The sequence below is a fragment of the Acidovorax sp. FG48 genome, from assembly GCF_057809085.1.
The window spans coordinates 17,540-39,683 of the sequence record NZ_JBMDJH010000013.1 but is presented as its reverse complement, the minus strand read 5'-3'; the positions used below and the strand labels follow the sequence as shown (position 1 = coordinate 39,683).

Annotated in this window: 20 protein-coding genes; 12 read left to right on the top strand and 8 right to left on the bottom strand. The window is 66.5% G+C overall.

Annotated features, from left to right (window positions below; genetic code table 11):
• The first annotated feature begins 51 nt into the window (after positions 1 to 51).
• From ACODSU_RS17480 to ACODSU_RS17460, 5 genes are all read left to right on the top strand, one after another.
• On the top strand, positions 52 to 1,362 hold the full coding sequence (locus tag ACODSU_RS17480) for a citrate synthase (protein WP_056064903.1): 1,311 nt from the start codon (positions 52 to 54) through the stop codon (positions 1,360 to 1,362).
• Positions 1,363 to 1,583: 221 nt separating this feature from the next.
• The gene (locus ACODSU_RS17475) at positions 1,584 to 1,850 is read left to right on the top strand and encodes a metal/formaldehyde-sensitive transcriptional repressor (protein ID WP_056064906.1); all 267 of its coding nucleotides are present in this window, start codon (positions 1,584 to 1,586) and stop codon (positions 1,848 to 1,850) included.
• A gap of 47 nt (positions 1,851 to 1,897) precedes the next feature.
• Positions 1,898 to 3,013, top strand: coding sequence for an S-(hydroxymethyl)glutathione dehydrogenase/class III alcohol dehydrogenase (locus tag ACODSU_RS17470; protein WP_015015063.1), 1,116 nt, complete (start codon positions 1,898 to 1,900; stop codon positions 3,011 to 3,013).
• A gap of 173 nt (positions 3,014 to 3,186) precedes the next feature.
• The gene (gene fghA, locus ACODSU_RS17465; protein ID WP_488843563.1) at positions 3,187 to 4,059 is read left to right on the top strand and encodes an S-formylglutathione hydrolase; all 873 of its coding nucleotides are present in this window, start codon (positions 3,187 to 3,189) and stop codon (positions 4,057 to 4,059) included.
• Positions 4,060 to 4,095: 36 nt separating this feature from the next.
• Positions 4,096 to 5,814, top strand: coding sequence for a phosphoethanolamine transferase (locus ACODSU_RS17460; RefSeq protein WP_488843561.1), 1,719 nt, complete (start codon positions 4,096 to 4,098; stop codon positions 5,812 to 5,814).
• A 49-nt stretch (positions 5,815 to 5,863) separates the two neighbouring features.
• Here the strand turns inward: ACODSU_RS17460 and ACODSU_RS17455 are convergent, their stop codons facing one another.
• Positions 5,864 to 6,913 carry an NAD(P)H-quinone oxidoreductase gene (locus ACODSU_RS17455; protein WP_488843559.1) on the bottom strand — a complete coding sequence of 350 codons (1,050 nt, stop codon included), beginning with the start codon at positions 6,911 to 6,913 and terminating at the stop codon, positions 5,864 to 5,866.
• A 136-nt stretch (positions 6,914 to 7,049) separates the two neighbouring features.
• On the opposite strand from ACODSU_RS17455, the gene ACODSU_RS17450 reads away from it, so the two are divergent.
• Complete coding sequence (locus tag ACODSU_RS17450) at positions 7,050 to 7,919, top strand: LysR family transcriptional regulator (RefSeq protein WP_488843557.1); 870 nt, start codon at positions 7,050 to 7,052, stop codon at positions 7,917 to 7,919.
• A gap of 114 nt (positions 7,920 to 8,033) precedes the next feature.
• Positions 8,034 to 8,321 (top strand): GNAT family N-acetyltransferase, encoded by a 288-nt coding sequence (locus tag ACODSU_RS17445; protein ID WP_422847336.1) that lies wholly within the window; start codon positions 8,034 to 8,036, stop codon positions 8,319 to 8,321.
• 99 nt (positions 8,322 to 8,420) lie between these two features.
• On the opposite strand, the gene ACODSU_RS17440 is transcribed toward ACODSU_RS17445, so the two are convergent.
• Positions 8,421 to 9,674 (bottom strand): PA0069 family radical SAM protein, encoded by a 1,254-nt coding sequence (locus ACODSU_RS17440; RefSeq protein ID WP_488843555.1) that lies wholly within the window; start codon positions 9,672 to 9,674, stop codon positions 8,421 to 8,423.
• 206 nt (positions 9,675 to 9,880) lie between these two features.
• On the opposite strand from ACODSU_RS17440, the gene ACODSU_RS17435 reads away from it, so the two are divergent.
• Positions 9,881 to 11,083, top strand: a complete 1,203-nt coding sequence (locus ACODSU_RS17435; protein ID WP_291446835.1) for an ammonium transporter — start codon at positions 9,881 to 9,883, stop codon at positions 11,081 to 11,083.
• A gap of 160 nt (positions 11,084 to 11,243) precedes the next feature.
• Positions 11,244 to 13,148: a phospholipase D family protein gene (locus ACODSU_RS17430; RefSeq protein ID WP_488843553.1), complete on the top strand. Its 1,905-nt coding sequence runs from the start codon at positions 11,244 to 11,246 to the stop codon at positions 13,146 to 13,148.
• A gap of 5 nt (positions 13,149 to 13,153) precedes the next feature.
• Here the strand turns inward: ACODSU_RS17430 and ACODSU_RS17425 are convergent, their stop codons facing one another.
• Positions 13,154 to 14,137, bottom strand: a complete 984-nt coding sequence (locus ACODSU_RS17425; protein ID WP_488843552.1) for a tRNA dihydrouridine synthase — start codon at positions 14,135 to 14,137, stop codon at positions 13,154 to 13,156.
• 260 nt (positions 14,138 to 14,397) lie between these two features.
• Between ACODSU_RS17425 and ACODSU_RS17420 the strand changes: the two genes are divergently transcribed.
• Positions 14,398 to 14,943 (top strand): hypothetical protein, encoded by a 546-nt coding sequence (locus ACODSU_RS17420; protein WP_015015095.1) that lies wholly within the window; start codon positions 14,398 to 14,400, stop codon positions 14,941 to 14,943.
• 16 nt (positions 14,944 to 14,959) lie between these two features.
• On the opposite strand, the gene ACODSU_RS17415 is transcribed toward ACODSU_RS17420, so the two are convergent.
• From ACODSU_RS17415 to ACODSU_RS17405, 3 genes are all read right to left on the bottom strand, one after another.
• Entirely contained in the window at positions 14,960 to 16,126 is a 1,167-nt protein-coding gene (locus tag ACODSU_RS17415; protein WP_488843549.1) for a methyltransferase, read from the bottom strand.
• Between the two features lie 75 nt (positions 16,127 to 16,201).
• Positions 16,202 to 16,726 carry a GNAT family N-acetyltransferase gene (locus tag ACODSU_RS17410; protein ID WP_015015097.1) on the bottom strand — a complete coding sequence of 175 codons (525 nt, stop codon included), beginning with the start codon at positions 16,724 to 16,726 and terminating at the stop codon, positions 16,202 to 16,204.
• Positions 16,727 to 16,893: 167 nt separating this feature from the next.
• Positions 16,894 to 17,481, bottom strand: coding sequence for a hypothetical protein (locus ACODSU_RS17405; RefSeq protein WP_110960971.1), 588 nt, complete (start codon positions 17,479 to 17,481; stop codon positions 16,894 to 16,896).
• Between the two features lie 163 nt (positions 17,482 to 17,644).
• Between ACODSU_RS17405 and ACODSU_RS17400 the strand changes: the two genes are divergently transcribed.
• Positions 17,645 to 18,280, top strand: coding sequence for a response regulator (locus ACODSU_RS17400; protein ID WP_060986041.1), 636 nt, complete (start codon positions 17,645 to 17,647; stop codon positions 18,278 to 18,280).
• The gene (locus ACODSU_RS17395; protein WP_488843547.1) at positions 18,267 to 20,165 is read left to right on the top strand and encodes an ATP-binding response regulator; all 1,899 of its coding nucleotides are present in this window, start codon (positions 18,267 to 18,269) and stop codon (positions 20,163 to 20,165) included. The genes ACODSU_RS17400 and ACODSU_RS17395 overlap by 14 nt, the downstream gene beginning before the upstream one ends.
• Here ACODSU_RS17395 and ACODSU_RS17390 read toward each other — a convergent pair.
• Together ACODSU_RS17390 and ACODSU_RS17385 are read right to left on the bottom strand one after the other, a co-directional pair.
• The gene (locus tag ACODSU_RS17390; protein WP_488843545.1) at positions 20,137 to 21,576 is read right to left on the bottom strand and encodes a coniferyl aldehyde dehydrogenase; all 1,440 of its coding nucleotides are present in this window, start codon (positions 21,574 to 21,576) and stop codon (positions 20,137 to 20,139) included. The genes ACODSU_RS17395 and ACODSU_RS17390 overlap by 29 nt on opposite strands.
• Before the next feature lie 146 nt (positions 21,577 to 21,722).
• Positions 21,723 to 22,076: a hypothetical protein gene (locus ACODSU_RS17385; RefSeq protein ID WP_488843543.1), complete on the bottom strand. Its 354-nt coding sequence runs from the start codon at positions 22,074 to 22,076 to the stop codon at positions 21,723 to 21,725.
• Between the last annotated feature and the right edge of the window lie 68 nt (positions 22,077 to 22,144).

Sequence of the window (22,144 nt, the reverse complement as noted above, 5' to 3'; positions counted from 1 at the left end):
CCTCGCACCAAGACCGGATTCGTATCGGCAACCTACCCAAGGAAAGTAACAATGAAGCTAGCTGACAACAAAGCCACCCTGTCGTTCAGTAACGGCAGCCCCAGCGTGGACCTGCCGGTCTATCAGGGCAGCATCGGCCCGGACGTCATCGACATCCGTAAGCTGTATGCGCAGACGGGCATGTTCACCTATGACCCGGGCTTCCTGTCCACAGCAGCCACCCAGTCGGCCATCACCTACATCGATGGCGACAAGGGCGAGTTGCTATACCGCGGCTACCCCATTGAGCAGCTGGCCGAAAACTGCGACTTCCTGGAAACCTGTCACCTGCTGCTGTACGGCGATCTGCCCAACGCAGCTCAGAAGACCGACTTCACCAGCCGCGTGACCAACCACACCATGGTCAACGAGCAGATGCAGTTCTTCCTGCGTGGCTTCCGCCGCGACGCGCACCCCATGGCTGTGCTGACTGGCCTGGTGGGCGCTCTTTCGGCCTTCTACCACGACAGCACGGACATCAACAATCCGCAGCACCGCGAGATCGCCGCTATCCGCCTGATCGCCAAGATGCCTACCCTGGTCGCTATGGCCTACAAGTACGGCATGGGCCAGCCCTACATGTATCCGCAGAACCACCTGAGCTATGCAGGCAACTTCCTGCGCATGATGTTCGGTACGCCCTGCGAAGAGTACAAGGTCAACCCCGTGCTGGAACGCGCGCTGGACCGCATCTTCATCCTGCACGCTGACCACGAGCAGAACGCTTCGACCTCCACCGTGCGTCTGTGCGGTTCGTCGGGCACCAACCCGTTCGCTGCCATCGCCGCTGGCGTGGCCTGCCTGTGGGGCCCAGCCCACGGCGGCGCCAACGAAGCTGCACTGAACATGCTGTACGACATCCAGGCCCAAGGCGGCGTGGAAAAGATCGGCGACTTCATCAAGCAGGTCAAGGACAAGAACTCCGGTGTCAAGCTCATGGGCTTTGGCCACCGCGTGTACAAGAACTACGACCCCCGCGCAAAGCTCATGCAAGAGACTTGCAATGAAGTGCTGGCCGAGCTGGGTCTGGAAAACGACCCGCTGTTCAAGCTGGCCAAGGAGCTGGAAAAGATCGCCCTGGAAGACGACTACTTCGTGCAGCGCAAGCTCTACCCGAACGTGGACTTCTACTCCGGCATCGTGCAGCGCGCCATCGGCATCCCGGTGAACCTGTTCACCGGCATCTTCAGCCTGGCCCGCACCGTGGGCTGGATCGCCCAGCTGAACGAAATGATCGGCGACCCCGAGTACAAGATCGGCCGCCCCCGCCAGCTGTTCACCGGCTCCGTGCGCCGCGACGTGCCTCCCCTGGCCAGCCGCTGATCGGTGCGGCGCACTGCGCCGTACGCTCGCAACCATCAAGCCCGCAGGCACTGCCTGCGGGCTTTTTTCATGGCTCATCAAGAAGGCTGCACTACCAACGTCCTTGAATACTCCCCCTGAGTAATAGCCTTTTTAATGCCTATAGCGCAATCAACATATGCGCTTGTCTTTTATACTGCCACCCAGTACACCCTAGTGACCGACCAGCCAGCCGCCTGCCCATGCCCCACACCGCCGAGGACAAACAACGCGCCATCACCCGGCTGCGCCGCATCAAAGGCCAGGCCGAGGCGCTGGAGCGCGCGGTGGAGGCAGGCAGCGACTGCGCCCCCATCCTGCAGCAGCTGGCGGCCATGCGTGGCGCTGTGCACGGACTGATGGCCGACCTGCTCGACAGCCATGTGCGCGAGACGCTGGCGGAAAAACCGGCGCCGTCGCAGCAAGCCATTGACGAAACGCTGGCATTGCTTCGCTCGTACCTCAAATAGCCCACATCCCACCCATTCCCTACCCGATTGACCGAAAGGACCACCCCATGAAATCCCGCGCCGCCGTTGCCTTCAAAGCCGGAGAACCCCTGCAGATCGTCGAGATCGACGTCGCCCCGCCCAAAAAGGGCGAAGTGCTCATCAAGATCACCGACACCGGCGTATGCCACACCGACGCGTTCACCCTGAGCGGTGACGACCCCGAAGGCCTGTTCCCCGTGGTGCTGGGTCACGAAGGCGCGGGCATCGTGGTGGAAGTGGGCGAAGGCGTGACCAGCGTGAAGCCCGGCGACCATGTGATCCCGCTGTACACCGCCGAATGCGGCGAGTGCCTGTTCTGCAAGAGCGGCAAGACCAATCTGTGCGTGAGCGTGCGCGCCACGCAGGGCAAGGGTGTGATGCCCGATGGCACCACGCGCTTCAGCTACAACGGCCAGCCCATCTACCACTACATGGGCTGCAGCACGTTCAGCGAATACACCGTGGTGGCCGAGGTCTCGCTCGCCAAGGTCAATCCCAACGCCAACCCCGAGCAGGTCTGCCTGCTGGGCTGCGGCGTGACCACGGGCCTGGGCGCCGTGAAGAACACCGCCAAGGTGCAGGAAGGCGACACCGTGGCCGTGTTTGGCCTGGGCGGCATTGGCCTGGCCGTGATCCAGGGGGCCAAGCTGGCCAAGGCCGGGCGCATCATCGCCATCGATACCAACCCCTCCAAGTTCGACCTGGCACGCACCTTTGGCGCGACCGACTGCGTGAACCCCAAGGACTTCGACAAGCCGATCCAGCAGGTCATCGTGGAGATGACGACCTGGGGCGTGGACCACAGCTTTGAGTGCATCGGCAACGTCAACGTGATGCGCGCTGCGCTCGAATGCGCGCACCGGGGCTGGGGCCAGTCGGTCATCATCGGCGTGGCCGGTGCGGGGCAGGAGATCAGCACCCGCCCCTTCCAGCTCGTCACCGGCCGCAAGTGGCTGGGCACGGCGTTTGGCGGCGTCAAGGGCCGCAGCGAGCTGCCCGGCATGGTCGAAGACGCGATGGCCGGCAAGATCCAGCTTGCGCCGTTTGTGACCCACACCATGGGCCTGAAGGACATCAACGAAGCGTTTGACCTGATGCACGAAGGCAAGTCCATCCGCTCGGTCGTCAAGTACGCCGCGTAACTCGGCCACTCGCCAGCACCCACAGCCCCAGAGACAACCGGGCACTCTGGGTGCTGGCCCCGGCGGGTCATGAAAAACGGCCTGGAGTCGTCTTTTAGGGCCCCTACAAGCGAAAACGGCCTCAAGCGCTACGAGCTATTGCCTGAGCAGCTATCAATTCAAGAGCAATCACCATGACCACTCCCCTGGACCTGCTCAGCAGCCACGCCTGCTTTGGCGGCGAGCAGCGCTTTTACCAGCACGCCTCCACCACCATCGGCTTGCCGATGAAGTTCTCGGTGTACCTGCCGCCCCAGGCACAACAGGGCCCTGTGCCCGCCGTGCTGTACCTGGCAGGGCTGACCTGCACCGAAGAGACCTTTGCGATCAAGGCCGGTGCCCAACGCCTGGCCGCCGAACTGGGCCTGGCCCTGATCACCCCCGACACCAGCCCGCGCGGCGAGGCCGTGTTGGCCCTGCCCGGCGCCACGGCCAGCTGGGACTTTGGCGTGGGCGCGGGCTTTTACCTCGACGCCACACAGAGCCCCTGGAACACCCACTGGCGCATGGAGAGCTACCTGCTGCAAGAGCTGCTGCCCCTGGTGGGCCAGCACCTGCCCATCGACGCGCAGCGCCTGGGCATCTTCGGCCACAGCATGGGCGGCCACGGCGCGCTCACGCTGGCCCTGCGCCACCCTGGCCGGTTCAAGACGGTGTCGGCCTTTGCGCCCATCTGCGCGCCCACCCAGTGCCCCTGGGGCGAAAAGGCCTTCACCGGCTACCTGGGCCCCGACCGCACCACCTGGCTGGAGCACGACGCCACGGTGCTGATGCAGCACCAGCCCATCGCGCCCTACCCGGCCGGCATCCTCATCGACCAGGGGCTGGACGACAAATTCCTGGCCGACCAACTGCATCCTCACCTGTTCGAGGCCGCGTGCCAGGCCATCGGCCAGCCGCTGACGCTGCGCCGCCACGCAGGCTACGACCACGGCTACTACTTTGTGCAGAGCTTTGTGGGCGACCATTTGGTCCACCATGCGCGGGGTCTTGGCGCCGGGCATTAATGCGCACTTAAGCAACTGGCAGCACACTAGGGGGCTATGCTTTTGTCCCTGCGGCGCCTGCTGCCCTTTGCCTCGGCTTCACGCTCGGAGCCCCCCACCGCCTCCCCTGCCCCCCGCCCCATGCACCCCGCCTGGGTGGTGGTGCTGGTCAGCACCTGGCTGGCCACGGCCTGCAACGTACCGCTGTGGCAAGAAGTGGCCCAGCTGCCCGGCCAGGGCAGCCTGCGCGGCTGGGGCTTTGCGCTGGCGTTTGCGCTCATCGTCGCGGCGGGTAATGCGGCGCTGCTGAGCCTGCTGGCCTGGCGCTGGACGCTCAAGCCCGCCGTGCTGGTGCTGGTGCTGATGGCCGCGTTTGGTGCGTACTTCATGCTGGCCTACGGCATCGCGATCGACGCCAGCATGCTGGTCAACGTGATGCAGACCGACGTAAAGGAGGCTGGCGACCTGCTCAACCTGCGCATGCTGGGCACGGTGCTCATCCTGGCGGCGCCGCCGCTACTGTGGCTGTACCGCCGCCCCGTGCAGCGCCTCACGGCCCTGCGCCATGTGGCGCACAACGGGCTGCTGCTGGTGGGCTCCATCGCCGTCATCGTGGTGTGCCTGCTGCTGGTGTTCCAGGACTTTGCCTCGACCATGCGCAACCACACCAAGCTGCGCTACCTGATCAACCCGCTCAACAGCGTGTACGCGCTGGGCAACATTGCCACCAAGCCTTTGCGCATGGACACCAGCAAGATCCTGCCCCTGGGCCGGGATGCCCAGCTGGGCGCCAGCTACGCCGGCCAGGCCAAGCCTCCTCTGCTGGTGCTGGTGCTGGGCGAGACAGGCCGCAGCGGCAACTTTGGCCTGAACGGCTATGAGCGCGACACCACGCCCCGCCTGTCGGCCCGCAAGGACCTGGTGAGTGCCCGCAACGCCTGGTCCTGCGGCACCAGCACCGCCGCGTCGGTGCCCTGCATGTATTCGCACCTGGGCCGCACGGGTTACGAGGGCCGATCGGCCAACTACGAAAGCCTGATCGATGTGCTGCACCACGCCGGCCTGGCCGTGCTGTGGGTGGACAACCAGTCGGGCTGCAAGGGCGTGTGCGACCGCGTGGGCGAAACCAGCACCAGCACGCAGAAAGACCCGGCGCTGTGCGCTGACGGCGAGTGCCTGGACCGCGTGATGCTCAAGGACCTGGACGCCCAGATCGCCGCCCTGCCCGCCGAGCAGCGCCAGCGTGGCACCGTGGTGGTGATGCACCAGATGGGCAGCCACGGCCCCGCGTACTACAAGCGCTCCGCGCCCGAGAACAAGAAGTTTGGCCCCGAGTGCACCTCCACCGCGCTGCAGGAATGCCAGCGTGAGCAGGTGGTCAACGCCTACGACAACAGCATCGTCGAGACCGACCATTTCCTCGATTCAGTGCTCCAGTGGCTGGGAGCGCAGGAACAACATGCCCAGACAGCTATGATTTACGTAGCAGACCATGGTGAGTCGCTGGGGGAGAACAACATCTACCTGCACGGCCTGCCCTACTCCATTGCGCCCGACGTGCAAAAACACGTGCCCTGGATCACCTGGCTGTCACCCGCCATGCAGGCCCGCACCCACCTCACCACGGGCTGCCTGCAGCAAGACCTGGGCGAGCGTCGCATCACGCACGACCACTACTTCCACTCGGTGCTGGGCCTGATGGATGTGAAGACCGAGGCGTACAACACCGAGCTGGACATGTTTGCCGCGTGCCGCAAGCCGGCCGCAGCGGGCTGAGGTGGGCCGAAAGCTGGGCGTTGGGCGTTGGGCGCTACGCCCCGCCCGCTCAGCGCGCCTCGGGCAGCAACAGGATCTTGCCGATGCTGGCGCCAGACTCCATGCGCCGATGGGCCTGTGCGGCGTGGGCCAGTGCAAACGTGCTGTCGATCACCGGCCGGATCACCCCGGCGGCCAGGGCTGGCAGCCACTGCTGGGCAAACCGCTGGACCATGGCCTGCTTGACCTCGGGCGGGCGGGACTTCATCACGGTGCCAAAGATCTGCAGGTGGCGGTACAGCACCACGTCCATGGGCAGCTCCGCACCCTGCGCGCCCCCCAGTAGCCCCACCGACACCAGGCGCCCGCCGTCGGCCAGCGACCGCACGTTGCGCTGCAGGTACGGAGCCCCGATGAAGTCAATCACCACATCCACGCCCCGGCCCCGCGTGGCCTGCTTCACCACCGTCTGAAAGTCTTCGCTGCGGTAGTCGATGAACACATCAGCCCCGCAGCCCAGCACGGCGCCGCGCTTGTCGCCCCCGGCCGTGGCGAACACGCGCGCTCCTGCCGCATGGGCCAGTTGCACGGCGGCTGAACCCACGCCACCCGCTGCGGCATGGATCAGCACCGACTCGCCCGCGTGCAGGCGCGCCAGTTGGAACAGCGCCTCATGCGCGGTCACGAAAACCTCGGCCACGGCGCCAGCGGCCACCAGATCCATGCCCGCAGGCACCGGCATGGCCATGCGGTGGTCGATGCGCGACAGCTCGGCGTAGGCGCCGCCGCCCACGATGCCCATCACGCGGTCGCCAATGGCAAAGCCCTGCACCTTGGGCCCCATGGCGACCACGGTGCCCGCAATCTCCAGCCCCATGGTGTCGGCATCGCCAAAGTAGGCACGGCCGTAGGCCCCCTTGCGGTGCAACAGGTCGGCCCGGTTGACGCCGATGGAGGCGTTGCGCACCAGCAGGTCGTGCGGGCGCACCTCGGGGACGGGGATCTCGCGCGCCACCAGCACCTCGGGGCCGCCGAAGTCATCGAACACGACGGCTTGCATGGTGCGTGGGGTGGTTGCGGGCTGTTCGGTCACAGGCAGTGCGGTCATCGGTGTGGACATGGGGTTGCTCCTCAGGCATGGCTTTCAATGCCTTCAAGGATAGGGCTGTGCACGATGATTTAAACGCAGCAATTTCGCTCTATAGCGATGCAAATTTGCATCACACTCGGCTTTCATCCGCAACCTCGGCACGACCATGAACTGGGACGACACCCGCATCTTTCTCGCCCTGACGCGAGCGCCCTCCTTGCGCGCCGCCGCGCGCAGCCTGGGCGTAGACCAGGCCACTGTGGGGCGGCGGCTGAATGCACTGGAGGCCGAGCTGGGCGCCAAGCTTTTCCTGCGCGCCAAGGACGGCTACCTGCTCACCGCTGCGGGCGAAACAGCGCTGGCCGCCGCCCGCCGCATGGAAATCGCAGCCCTGGACCTGCGCACCCGCATCGAGGGCCAGGACACCAGCCCGGGCGGCCTGGTGCGCGTGACCAGCACCGACTCCATCGCCATCGACCTGCTGATGCCCGCCATTGAGCGCCTGCAACAGCACTGGCCCCACATCCGCGTGGACTTGGAGGTCTCCACCCAGTTGCTCAGCCTCAGCCGCCGACAGGTGGACATCGCGTTCCGCAACGTACGGCCCGAGACCCCCGACCTGGTGGTGCGCCGCGTGGCGTCGTGGCCCGTGGGCCTGTTCGCCAGCGCGGGCTATGTCGAGCGTTTTGGCATGCCCGTGCCCGAGGACGAACTGCGCGGCCACCACCTGGTGGCCTACGCGCCCTACCTGGAGCACAACGCGTTTCTCACCATGGCGGGTGTGCCCGCGCGCCAGGCCCGGATCGCGCTGGCGGTGCGCTCCAGTCTGCTGGTGCGCAAGGGCGTGGCGGCGGGCATTGGGCTGGGCGAGATGCCGGTGTGGATGGGCGAGCGCGAAGGCCTGGTGCGTATCTGGCCCGAGCGCCGCCGGGCGAACGACTACGAGGTCTGGCAGGTGATGCACCCCGACCTGCAACGCACCGCCCGGGTGCGCGCCACCGCAGAGTTTCTGTCCGAGGCGTTCCAGATCGGGTAGATCCCTCACCGATGGAGACCGCCCTTCGCGCGCTGGGCTGCGGGCGGCGCCCAGCGCGGCCGCAGCCCCCCATGCCCCATACTCTGGCGCACATCTTTGCCACTGCAACGCACCATGTCACACACCATTCACCACCAGGAGCAGGACGCCAAGGGCGCGTTCTACATCGCGCACGACGGCCAGCGCCTGGCCGAGATGACCTACAGCCGCACCAACGCCACGATGATCATCGTGGACCACACCGAGGTGGACCCGTCCCTCAGCGGCCAGGGCGTGGGGCGCGCGCTGCTCGGGGCGCTGGTGGAGTGGGCACGGACAACAGGCACCAAGGTGGTCCCGCTGTGCCCGTTTGCCAAGGCACAGTTCGGCAAGGACGCGTCTATCCGCGACGTGCTGGCCTGACGGGCCTGTGAACGATGCGGCCCGCCGGACCTAGTTCCGCAGGGACCAGCAAACAATTCGAGCGCCCCAACCCGCGCCCGTCGAGATCGCAAAGAGCCGCTAAAACAAGCTGCCCTGCCCGCGCAACAGCCCCGGCCTGAACTCGCCCAGGTCCAGGCCCTCACGCTCGCGGTTGAGCCCCAGGCGACGGCAGGTGTTGGCAAAGCGCTGGCGCAGCAAATCGGCCCACAGCCCGCTGCCCTTCATGCGCGTGGCGAAGTCGCTGTCATAGGTCTTGCCGGCAGCGCGCTGCGCTTCGGTGAGGTGGTGCAGGTCTTGCACCCGTGCCATGACGCGCGCTGCACGCTGCGGGTAATGCACCGTGAGCCATTCCCGAAACAGCGCATCCAGCTCCCAGGGTAGGCGCAGCACGGTGTAGAAGGCGGTGCGCGCACCGGCGTCGCGCGCGGCCTCCAGTACCTGCTCCATGTCTTCGGTGATGAAGGGAATCTGCGGCGCCACGCTCACGCCCACCGGCACTCCCGCCTCGGCCAGGGCACGTATGGTGCGCAGCCGCCGGTGGGGTGCGGCAGCACGGGGCTCCATGCGGCGGGCCAGTGTGGCGTCTAGCGTGGTGATGGTGACGTACACCGCCGCCAGGCGCTGTGCGGCCAGCGGGGCGAGCAGGTCCAGGTCGCGCTCCACTCCGCTGGATTTGGTGATCAGCGAAAACGGGTGGCGCGCCTCGCGCATCACTTCGATCACGCTGCGCGTGAGCTTCAGGTCGCGCTCTACAGGCTGGTAGCAGTCGGTGGCCGAGCCGATATTGAGCAGGCGCGGCACATAGCGTGGCTGCGCAAGCTCCTGGCGCAGCACCTGCGCAATGTTGTGCTTGGCCACGATCTGCGTCTCAAAGTCGAGCCCGGGCGAAAAATTGAGGTAGCTGTGCGTGGGCCGCGCGTAGCAGTAGATGCAGCCATGCTCGCAGCCCCGGTAGGGATTGACCGATAGCTCAAAGAAGATGTCGGGCGAGTCGTTGGCGCACAGGGCACTGCGCGCGGTCTCGAAATGCACGCGGGTGGCGGGGGACGGACGGATCTCGCCATCGCCCTCGTCGCACGCAGCAGGCCCGCCCGGCGCCCCTGTGTCCCATTCATCTTCGCCCTCCTGGCATCCATGGCCCGGGGCCAAGCCGTCCGCATTGCCAGTTGCCCTGACAGGGCTCCACCCGTCATCTGCGGGCTCGCGCTGGTCTTTGGCAAACCGGTGCGCCATGGCCGTCGCCGCCCCTCGACCGCGAATGGCTTGCAGCGGAACGCGGATTTCCTGCGGCTCTTCGGGCAGGTCATCTTCGGGAGTGGGTAGGAGGCCCATAGCGAGCAGGGGTGGATTTGGCGCCAAAAAAGCTGTTCATTTATACAGTATTTTAAACACCCATTTTTTTCCTCACGCCATCAAGCCCCAAATCAGTGCGAAACCTTGCACCAACTCTTGGCGCGCTTCTTGCTTCAACTTGGTGCAAATCTGTGGCGCATTACGAAAACGCACCAGAGTCGATCAATCACTATCGCGAGGACGTTATGGAAGCACTCAAACAGGGCACGGATGCCTTGTTCATCTTGCTCGGGGCGATCATGGTGTTGGCCATGCACGCCGGGTTTGCGTTTCTGGAGCTGGGCACGGTCCGCAAAAAGAACCAGGTGAATGCGCTGGTCAAGATCCTGGTGGACTTTTCGGTGTCTACGGTGGTCTATTTCGTCGTCGGCTACACCGTGGCCTACGGCACGCATTTTTTCGTCGGCGCAGAGTCGCTGGTGCAGCTCAGCGGGTATGCGCTGGTCAAGTTCTTCTTCCTGCTCACGTTCGCAGCCGCCATTCCGGCCATCGTGTCGGGCGGCATTGCAGAACGCGCCAAGTTCTGGCCGCAACTGATGGCAACGGCCGTCATCGTCGGTTTTGTGTACCCGTTTTTTGAGGGCATCGCCTGGAACCAGCATTTTGGTGTGCAGGGCTGGATCAAAGCCGTGACGGGGGAGGAGTTTCACGACTTTGCCGGCTCGGTGGTGGTGCACGCCATGGGCGGCTGGATTGCCCTGCCAGCAGTGATCCTGCTGGGCTCCCGCGCCAACCGCTACCGCAAGGATGGCGCAATCTCGGCCCACCCGCCATCGAACATTCCGTTCCTGGCGCTGGGCGCCTGGATCTTGGTGGTGGGCTGGTTCGGCTTCAATGTGATGAGCGCGCAGTCCGTGGACAAGCTCTCGGGCCTGGTCGCCGTGAACTCGCTGATGGCCATGGTGGGCGGCACGCTCGCCGCCCTGGTGCTGGGCAAGAACGACCCCGGCTTTGTGCACAACGGCCCCCTGGCCGGTCTGGTGGCCGTGTGTGCGGGTTCGGACCTCATGCACCCGCTGGGTGCGCTGGTGGTGGGCGCGGTGGCCGGGGCCATCTTTGTGCTGATGTTCACCTTGACACAGAACAAATGGAAGATCGACGACGTGCTCGGCGTATGGCCGCTGCACGGGCTGTGCGGCACCTGGGGCGGGCTGGCTGCGGGCCTCTTTGGCAGCAAGGCATTGGGCGGTCTGGGCGGGGTGAGCCTGTCGGCCCAGCTCATCGGCACGGGCCTGGGCGTGGTATGGGCCCTGATCGGCGGCGTGGTGGTGTACGGCATCCTCAAGCAGACGGTGGGCATCCGGCTGACGCAGGAAGAAGAGTTTGACGGCGCCGACCTGAGCATCCACAAGATCAGCGCCACACCCGACCGCGAAGTGAGCTGGTAGCCCAGCCCACTGGCGACGGCCTGGGTCCGGCGCGGGACCCGGCGTGGGGCCTGATACGGGTCCAAGCCTTCGCCTTGGCGCGCTGTCTGACAGCGGATGGACCGGCGCGCGGCTATACCTGAGCCCTGCGCCCTAGCGGCTCCACGGTCACAATCGCGCCATGCTGTCTTCGCCCCCCTTGTCCCTCACCCAGCCCCAGTCGGCCCGCCCCGGCTGGCTGGGCATGGTCGTGCTGCTGGTCACCCTGGCTCTGGCGGGATGCGCAGGCCTGCCCAAGGAGGTGGACCGCCCGGTGTCGGTTGCTCTGGCGGCTCCCGGCGACACTCCACTGGGCAAACTGGTCGCCGCACGCAGGGCCGCCGAGGGGGCACGGCATGCCTCAGGGTTTGCACTGCTCAGCGGCCCGCAGGCCGCCTACAGCAGCCGCCTGGCCCTGGTGGACGCCGCCCAGAAAACCCTGGACCTTCAGTACTACGCCATCCATGCAGACGCCAGCAGCGAGCGCCTGCTGCTCAGCGTGATGGCAGCGGCCCAGCGCGGTGTAAGGGTGCGCGTGCTGCTGGACGACTTTCACAGCACTGGGCGCGACGCGCAGGTGATGCGGCTGGCGTTTGTGCCCAACATCGAGATGCGCATGTTCAACCCCGTGACGGGGGCCCGGGGGTCGCCCATCGGCCGCATGCTGAGCCTGCTGGGCGACTTCTCGCGCGTGCAGCAGCGCATGCACAACAAGCTGTTCATTGCCGACAACGCCATGGCCGTCACCGGGGGGCGCAACCTGGGCGATGCCTACTTCGGCAACGCCGATTCGGGCAACTTTGTGGACCTGGACGTGCTGGCCGCAGGCCCCATCGTGCAGGACCTCTCGCGCAGCTTTGACAGCTACTGGAACAACGAACGCGCCTACCCGGTGCAGTCGCTTATCACCCAGAGCGAACTCGACCACTTGCGCGACAGCATCCGAGTGGCCGACGAAGGGCGGAGGCGCCGTGTCGCAGGCCAGGGTGGCACCACGGCCCCCGACCGCTCACCGCCCGACATGGGGCCCGGCACCACCGCTGCGCAGCGGGCGCGCATCTGGAACTACGAGCCCATGGACCTGGAGCGCACGCCCTTTGTCTGGGCGGCAGCGGCGGTGCTGGTAGACCAGCCCGCCAAGATCCCTGCGGACAGCGCAGCGGCAGGCAGCGTGCCCAACGGGGCCGCCCCGGCAGTGTCCCCAGCACCACCCAGTCCTACCGCGAGCACCACAGCAGGGGTACCCGGCAACCTGAGCAGCCCCAGCAGTCCCAAGGCCGCTGCCGCCGCGCTGGTGTCGGGCTCCCGCAAAGTAGCGGCGGCAGACAGTCCACCGAGCCCCCTGCCCCGCGCCGGCACGGAGACCAACGAGGCGCAGACCGATACAGTGGTGGATGGCCTTCTGCAGCTCATGGCCCAGGCGCGGCGCGACCTGCTCATCATCTCGCCCTACTTTGTGCCCGGGCCGGACATGGAGGCCGCCTTTGCCGCTGCGCGCGCACGCGGCGTGCGGGTGCGGGTGCTGACCAATTCGCTGGCCTCCAACGACGCGCCCATTGCACACGCCGGCTACGCCCGCCACCGGCCGCAGCTGCTGGCCATGGGGGTGGAGCTGTACGAGATGCACAGCGAGTTGCCCGGCGTGCTGCGAGGGGCGCTGGGCGTGTCGGGCAGCATGGGCAACCACAGCGCGGGCGTCGTGGGTTCGCAAGGCGGATCGCGCGCCATGCTGCACTCCAAGCTGCTGATCGTGGACGGCCGCTTGCTGGTCGTGGGGTCGATGAACCTGGACATGCGTTCACAGCGGCAGAACACCGAGGTGGCACTGCTGATTCGCAGCACGGAGCTGTCTCGCCGGGCCACCACGCAGATTGACACGGCACTGAAAGAATCCGCCTGGCAGGTGCAGACCACCGACCAGGGCCTGCGCTGGCGCGCCCCCGAGGGCAGCGGGCTGCCCGACGCCACCACCGAGCCCGACGCCAGCGCCCCCCTGCGGCTGATGCTGCAGCTGCTGGGACCGCTGGCCCCGGACCACCTGCTGTAGCCGGTTTAAGCCCCAGCCCCTTGGGCGCAGCCCGCTCGGGCCTGCAGCTCTGCCACCCACACGGTGATGGCCCGCTGGTCCGTCATGGTGCGCACATGCTGGTAGGCCACCTCTGCCTCGGCAAACCGGCGGCGCAGCAGGTTGAGCCATTGCTTGAGCCGCCCCGCACGCTGGCGCGGCTCCAGGTCGTCACACACCAGCTGCCAAAAGGCGGCCAGGTGTGGCACCAGATCGGCCCACGCCACGGTGTCCGAGTCCGGACGCCCGGCATCAGCAGCGCGAATGGCGCGTGCCAGGCCGGGGTCCGCCACAATGCCGCGCCCCAGCATCAGCGCGTCGCAGCCCGACACCGCGCGGCAGCGCTGCGCGTCGGCCACCGTCCAGATCTCGCCATTGGCCACCACCGGAATGGAGACCGCCGCGCGGATGGTGGGAATGTGCTCCCAGTACGCCGGTGGGCGGTAGCCGTCGGCCTTGGTGCGCGCGTGCACCACCAACTCAGCCGCGCCGCCCGCCTGCATGGCCTGGGCACATTCGCGCATCAACCCCGTATCGTTGAAGCCCAGGCGCATCTTGGCCGACACCGGCAGGTGCGCGGGCACAGCGCGGCGCACGGCACCCACTACGGCCGCGATGCGCTCGGGTTCCTGCAAAAGCGCAGCGCCACCACCATGGCGGTTGACCACCTTGGCCGGGCAGCCAAAGTTTAGGTCGATACCCTCAGGGCCCAGTGCTGCCAGGCGCGCAGCATTCTCGGCCATGCTGACCGGGTCAGAGCCCAGCAACTGCGCCCGCACGGGCACACCGGCCAGGGTGCGGCTGCCATTGCGCAGCTCAGGCACATAGCGCAGGAACACCTTGTCGGGCAGCAGGGTGCCGGTGATGCGGATGAACTCGGACACGCAGCGGTCCACGCCCCCCACACGGGTCAGCACATCACGCAGCACAAAGTCCAGAAGCCCCTCCATCGGGGCGAGCAGCAAGGTCATCTCAGGGGGCTGCTGGCTCGATGGGCCCTCTCGGAAAGAGGGCCTCCACAGGCACTCAGCAGCAAAAATCAAACAAAAACAGCTTCAAGCGCTAGTGCAATATGCGCTGGCAGCTATTAAATAAGGAGCAAATGTATGGACACGTGGCGCCCAACGCAGCGCCGGTCAGCCCGTGATTGTGATGCAGGACACCCAAGGGGTCATCACGGCGTCACGCCCGGCTGGTGCAATGCCCGCCTCAGACTGCCACGGAGCCACCCATGCTGCTGCAAAAAACCGAGAAAGCCCGCCTGGAACTCTCGCCCGGTGTGCGCACCCTCAGCCTGCGCGAACGCTCTCTGCTGTTGCTGGCCGACGGCAAGCCGCTGTCAGACCTGCAAGCCATGTACAACGGCATCGGCGCGCAGATCGTCGAGAACCTGATGCGCCAGGGCTACCTGACCGGGCCGGCAGACCTGCCGCCCACACCAGAGCCCACCACACCCACGCCCACACCGTCCATCGAGCGCCCCGCGCCTGGCGAATCCCTGCGGTCGCTGGCCGGGGCCCGCATGTACCTGTTTGACACCTGCGAGCGCCTGTTTGCGCGCCGCGACCCGGTGCTGGCGCAGCACTTTCGCGAGGCACTGCGCGCTGCCAAGGACCGCACCAGCATGCTGGATGTGGGCGAAGCCATGTTCGAGGAAGTCGCTCTCGCAGCGGGTGCCGAGCGTGCCGCCAGCCTGCGCGAGCGGCTGGACCAGTTGCTGCCCACCAGCCCGGTGGCTGAAAACTTTGCCGCTACGCAGCCTGCGCTGCTGGATTGAGCCGTTCAGTGCGGATTCAGGCCGCAGCCAACCGCCACAGGGACGTGACCTCGGCCGCGCGCGCAGCGTGCAGCGCAACCTGCGCGTCGGCGGCCTTGGCGTGCACCGGCTTGACATCGTGGCGGCCACGCACCACCAGGCCCGCCTCGGCAATCCACGCCAGCAGTTGCTCGCGCGGGCGCAGGCCCAGGTGTTCTGCCAGGTCCGACAGGATCAGCCAGCCCTCGCCACCCGGCTCCAGGTGGGACGACAAACCCGCCAGAAAGCCCTTGAGCATGCGGCTGCCTTCGTCGTACACGGCGTGTTCGATGGGGGAGTTGGCGCGCGCTGGCACCCAGGGAGGGTTACACACCACGAGCGGCGCACGGCCCGGTGGAAACAGGTCTACTTGCTGCAGCTCCACACGGTCCAACAGCTGCAGCCGTTGCAGATTTTCGCGCGCACAGGCCAGCGCGCGCGGGTCCTGGTCAGTCGCGACCACCCTTTGCACCCCCCGGCGCGCCAGCACGGCAGACAACACCCCCGTGCCCACGCCAATGTCGAACGCCAGCGCCTTGCTGGGCAGCGGGGCTGCGGCCACCAAGCCCACGTATTCGCCCCGCACCGGAGAGAACACCCCATAGTGCGGGTGAATGCGGTTGAGCGGCGGGGCACCCAGCGCAGGGATTTCGACCCCTTTCTTGCGCCACTCGTGCGCGCCCACCAGCCCCAGCAGCTCACGCAGCGTGGCCACCGAGCGCTCGCCGGTCGCTGGCCCCCAGGCCTCGGTACAGGCCTGGCGCCAGTCCGGGGCGCGGCGCAGCGCAATACTGTAGTCGCCTTCGAGCGGGATCAGCACCGACGCCAGCACCCGCGCGCGCTGCGCCTGCGCCTGGCGGTGCAGGTGAAACGCCTCGGCCGGGGTCGCCGCCGCGAGCTTCTGGGACGCTTTTGCCGCCGCCTTGCGCGGCTTCTTGTCAGCCCGGCGCATCAGCGCCTGCAGCAGGTGCCGCGCATTCTGAAAATCGCCCTGCCACAACAACCCCGTGCCCTCGCACGCCATGCGGTAAGCGGTATCGGCGGCCAACGTGTCGTCGGCCGTCTCCACCCTGCGCGGCGCCGCAGCGCCACTCTCGGAGCGCCACAGGGCTTGCTGGGGCTGGCCCTGGTGGGTCCAGTGGATGGTGGAAGGAGTTGAGGGCATCAGCGTCTGACAGTGCCGCGCACAGTCCGAAGGGTTGGAAAGGGGCGCGGCGACGCGGCGGGGTGTCGTCGCACCTTATGCGTTGATGGGGCGCTTCAGGCGGACTTCTTCAATCTTTACGCCACCGATCACGGCCGTCTTGGCAGTGGACAGCTCGCGCTTGAAGCCAGCCAGCTCGTGAAAGCGCAGGGCGCGCTCGTTGCGCAACGGCACCCAGGCGGTAACGTTGGTGCAGCCCTCTTCTTGCAGGCCGTCGCGGGCGGCGTCCCACAGGGCCAGGCCTACGCCCTGGTTCCAATGGGTGGGGGCGGCGTAGATGGCCCAGATCTCACCGGTGGTGGGGCGGGACTTTTCATCGCGCGAGCGGTCGTAGCCGACAAAGCCGACGATCTTCTCGCCATCGACCGCCACCTGGACCTGGGGCTCGCAATATTCAATGGCCTCGCGCCAGTAGGCCTGGCGCTTTTCGACCGAAGACATGGATTTCAACTGCTCGTCTGGCACCAGTCCTTTGTAAGCCTCTTGGGCAGAGACAGTGTGGATCTGGGCAATGGCTTTGGCATCGCGAAGCGTAGCGGGACGAACCTGGATACTTGACATGAAAAAACCGAACGAAAACGGGGAATGAAAAAACAAAAGGACCGGCATTGTCGCCGCAAACGGTTTTTCCACCCTGACAGGCGGTTAGTACGGCCCTGAAGGCCATGCTTTCCCACCCCGCTTTTCGCCCCCTTCAGCCCCTCCCAACGAGGGCGCTGGCAACGCCATCAGGCCATGGCCATGGCGCCCGACAGGGCGCTGCCTGCGGCTGCAGTGGCCGCAGCCGCGCGTTGCACCATCGCGCGCTTGTTGCGTGGGCGCGGCACATGCACGGCGGGCGGGGCCCCATTGATGGCCGCCAGGCTGAGCACCAGGGTGACAGTGCGCGAGCCACCGTCGCGGTCCTCGCTGGCATAGGCACGGTAGCTGCCGTTGCCCTGGCCGTGGCTGCGCTGCACCGTGTGGAATGCCACCCGAGCGCCCGTCACACGGTGCCCGCCGAAGGGCAGCACCCGCAGGCGGGCATCGCGGTCCAGCGCCAGGCCCAGATTGCCGGGGCGATTGATGAGGTCGGTGCGGATGGCGCGCCAGGTCTGCCCCGCATCGGCCGAGAATTGCCACGTGCCCGCCTGGGCGTCAAGGTGCTCGATCACCACGCCTGCGGCGGCCAGCATGTCGGGGCAATGCTCCTGCACGATGTGGGCCACGCTGTTGCCCCCCAGGCCTGTGCCAGCGTCGGCGGCCGGTCGTCGTTCGCTGCGGTGCAGGCCTGCTTCGGAGGTGCCGGCGCCATGGGTGTGTGCATTGATCGTCATGGGAACCCTTTGAAAACGGAATGTGGTTACGAAGGTTTGCGCATTGGTGCGCACCCAAAGTGCTTTTCAATGCTTGACGGAAAGTCTAGAAAGTGCACATAGAGGCGTCCATCGCACAAATGGACTAGCCCGCAACACCCGGTTGTGCGCAATACTTGCCTGTATGACTGCCCGTCTTTTGCTCGTGGATGACCACACCTTGTTCCGCACGGGGCTGCGCCTGATCGTGCAAGACCATCCCAGCGTGGGCAGCATTGCCGAGGCCGGCTCGATCGCCGATGCCTGCGCACTGCAGCAGGCCGACACGGATCTGGTGCTGCTGGACATCCAGTTGCCAGGCATGAGCGGACTGGACGGGCTGCGGCTGCTGCGGCAGGCCTGCCCCAAGGCGCGCATCGTGCTGGTGTCCGCCAGCGTGGCGCCCGATGCGATTCACGAAGCGCGTGCGCGTGGTGCAGATGGCTTTCTGCCCAAGTCTGCAAGCGCCGAGGACATCCTGGAGGCCATCAGCTGTGCGCTGTCTGGCCAGCCGTGTTTTCCGATCAACAGCGGCAACAGCGCCACGGTGCGCGGACCCGACACGCCGTCGCTCACGGCGCGGCAGCTGGATGTGCTGTCGCTGCTGTGCACCGGCCGGCCCAACAAAGTGATCGCCCGCGACCTGGGGCTGAGCGAGAACACGGTGCGTGTGCATGTGGCGGCCATCTTTGCGCAGCTGGGCGTCAACAGCCGCAGCGCTGCGCTGCTGGCAGCCCAGCGCCTGGGCCTGTCCACCCCGCAGCTCCATGACCCCCTCTGAGACCAGTCCGATCCCCCTCGAACCGGTGATTCCGCCCACACGCTGGGGCTGGCCGGTGTGGGAGCGCGACGAGGTGCTGCGCGAACAGGTGGCCCTGCTGCGGCAGAACTTTCCGATGACGCTTCTGGCGTCGCTGGCCACGGCCCTGGGCACGCTCTGGGTCATGGCCCGGGTGGCAGACACGCAGGCCATCACGGTGTGGCTGGTCTCGCACACGCTGGTGGTGGCTGGGGTGTACCTCACGCTGCGCAGCATTGCACCGTTTGTAGACCCGGCGCCGCAGGCTGCGCGCAAGCTCATCGCCTGCATGGCGGCCATGGGCCTGAGCTGGGGCAGCCTGGGCTACGTGGTGCTGTACTGGGGCAACTCCGACAGCGTCATTTACGCCATCGGCATCATCAGCACGGTCTCTTCAGGGGCGCTCGGGCTGGGCGCACCGCTGTACCGCGCCTACGTAACCTACCTCACCAGCGCCATCGGCGGTGTGATGATGTCGGTGGCACTGGCCGGGGGGCCCGTGATGTGGCCGGCGCTGTTCTTGACCGGCGTGTACTATGCACTGACCTGCCTGCAGGCACGCACGGCCGACCGAGCCACGCGGCGCAGTATTGCACTCAAGCTGGAAAACGAGCGCCTGGTCAGCCAGCTGCGGGCCGAGTCGCAGCGGGCCCTGGCGGCGCAAGAGGCCGCCGAGCAGGCCGACCGCGACAAATCCCGTTTTCTGGCAGCGGCCAGCCATGACCTGCGCCAGCCGTTGCATGCCATGGGCCTGTTTCTGGAATCACTGCACCGCAGCCCGCTCAACGACCACCAGCGCACCGTGCTCAAGCACGCCCATGCGGCATCAGGCGCTGCGGCCGAGATGCTCACCACCTTGCTCGACTACTCCCGGCTGGAAGCGGGCGTGGTCAAGGTACGGCCGGCCGCTTTTGCGGTGCAGCCCCTGCTCACCGCGCTGGAGCAGGAGTTTGGCGTGCAGGCCGACACGGCCGGGCTGGTGTATCGCACCCGGGAGACCTCAGCCGCTGCGTTTGCCGACCGCTCTCTGGTCGGCCTGGTGATGCACAACTTCATCTCCAACGCCCTGCGCTATACCGCCCACGGCGGTGTGCTGATCGCCTGCCGCACGCGCGGCAAACGGCTGGCGCTGGAGGTGTGGGACACCGGAGCCGGCATCCCCGAGCACCAGTGGGAAAACATCTTCAAGGAGTTCCACCAGCTCGGCAACCCAGAGCGCGACCGCCGCAAGGGGCTGGGCCTGGGCCTGGCCATCGTGCAGCGCCTGGCGCGTGAAATGCGCACGTCTGTGGAGTTGCGCTCGCAGCCTGGCAAAGGATCGGTCTTCCGGCTGTGGCTGGACCGCTGGCAGGGTGCGCTGGAAGACGATGCCACCACACCCCAGGACGGCCGCAGTTTGATGGGCCTGAAGGTGCTGGCCATCGACGATGACGAGGCCGTGCGCCTGGGCATGCAGTCATTGCTGCAAAGCTGGGGCTGTCAGTGCATGACCGCAGAATCCAGCGCGGATGCCCTCGAAGTCCTGGAGGATGTGACGCCCGACATCATCATCACCGACTTCCGCCTGCGCCATGAAGAAACCGGCAAACAGGTGCTGCAGGCGCTGCGTGCCTACCTGGGAACCAATGTGCCTGCGATCATCATGACGGGTGACACCTCGCCCCAGCGCCTGCGCGACGCGCAGTCCACCTCCGCGTTGCTGCTACACAAACCAGTGTCCACCGGCCAGCTGCGCGATGCGATGGTGCAGCTCATCACCCAGCCGCCGCTCCCTGCGGCCATGGTGGACGACGAACCGGAAGACAGTCAGACAACACCCGGGCAACTCACACAAAGCGCTACAACCAGCGGCGCAGCAGCCCCATGACCTGGTCGAACTTGGCCCCATAAGGCGGATAGAACAGCGAGCCCATGGCCCAGCGCGACTGCACCAGCACCGACTTCTGGTGACAGAAGCGCAGGAATCCCTGCTCGCCGTGGTAGGCGCCCCAGCCACTGTCGCCCACGCCGCCAAACGGCAGGTTGTCGTGCGCAATGTGCATCAGCGTGTCGTTCACCGTCACACCGCCGCTGACGGTACGGCGCAGCACATCGTCGCGCACGGCCTCGCTCTGGCCAAACCAGTACAGCGCCAGCGGGCGGGGCCCGACGTTGATGTGGGCGATGGCGTCGTCCAGCCGCTCGTACGAGATCACCGGCAGGATGGGGCCGAATATCTCTTCCTGCATGAGCTGCATCTGCGACGTGGCGCCAAACACCAGTGTGGGCAGCATCTGGCGGCTGGCACCGTCACCCAGCGTACCTACCGTGGGAGCCACCTGCTTGCCATCGGTAGGGTCAATGGTGTGCACCTCTGCCCCTTGTGTTTGCGCCTGCTGCAGCATCGTGCGCAGGCGGGCATGGTGGCGTGGCGTGATGATGGAGGCGTAGTCGGCGTTGCCCTCGATGGTGGGAAACAGGCGCACCACCGCAGCCCGGTAAGCCTGTGCAAATTCGCCCTCACGGCCCCGCGGCAACAGCACGTAGTCAGGGGCAACGCAGGTCTGCCCTGCGTTGAGCAGCTTGCCGTGCGCAATCTTGAGTGCTGCGTCCTGCATGTCGCAATGGCCGTCGATGATGCAAGGCGACTTGCCCCCCAGTTCCAGCGTAGTGGGCGTCAGATTTTGCGCTGCCGCCTGCGCCACCTTTCTACCCACCGCGGTGGAACCCGTGAACACCAAGTGATCGAAAGGCAACGAGGCGAACAATGCGGACAGGTTGGCATCGCCCTGCACCACACAGAATTCGTCGGGAGTGAAGAACTGCGCCACTAGCAATGCCAGTTGGGCCGAGGTGTGGGGCGTCAGCTCACTGGGTTTGAGCATCACGCGGTTGCCTGCCGCCAGTGCCGTGATGGCGGGCGCCAAGGCCAGTTGCACCGGGTAGTTCCACGGCGCAATCACGCCCACCACCCCCATGGGCTGGCGCTGGATGAAGGCGTGGGCCGGCTGCAGGTATATCGGCGTGTGTACCTTGCGAGGCTTGACCCACTTGGCCAAGTGGCGCAGCGTGTGCGACAGCAGGGTACGCAACACAAAGAAGTCGGCCACCTCCGTGAGGCGGGGGGACCGCATGCCAAAGTCGGCCTGCACGGCCGCCGCCAGCACAGGCCCATTCTCATCGAGCAGTTTGCGAAGGCGCAGCAATCGCTCCCGGCGCACGAGCAACGGCACATCCACATGCGCGCGACTGGCCTGAAACTGAAGATCGAAATGGGCGCGGATATCGGTGGGTGTCATGGTCAGATGATAGGAGACACCCCGGTGGGCGCGTCACAAAAAGGCATGCGCGTTAAGGTTGATGCCCGTTGGCTTGCGCCCATGCCGCAGGACTTTCATGAGAGGGCGCTGGTTGCCGCCATAGTGCAGCAGCCGCCACCGCCCTATCAACGCACTTCGCGCGCTTCCACGTCCGTAACCTGCGCCGCCCCCGGCAGGATGCCACCGCGGCGCGACGCTGCAGCGTCCTCACCGGTAGCTTCCGGCGCCCTGCTGCCACGGCGGCCCGCAGACCATCGCTCCGTGGACCGAAAGACTTTGCTGAAGCCTGTGCGCGGGTCCACACCCATCACCCACGGCGTCACTGACCGACCGGTCAGGCGGGCCCAACCTGCACGCAGCACCCACACCAGCGCCAGCAACATGGCCGCGACCAGAAGGCTGGCAAACAAGACCAGCCCCATGGCAATCACGATCACACGCAGCAGCAGGCTGAAGACACCCGCAACAAAATCATTCAAACGACACCTCTCCTTCACAACTTGGGATGCGATTGCGGTGGCGCATCACACCGCCATCGCATCCCGGG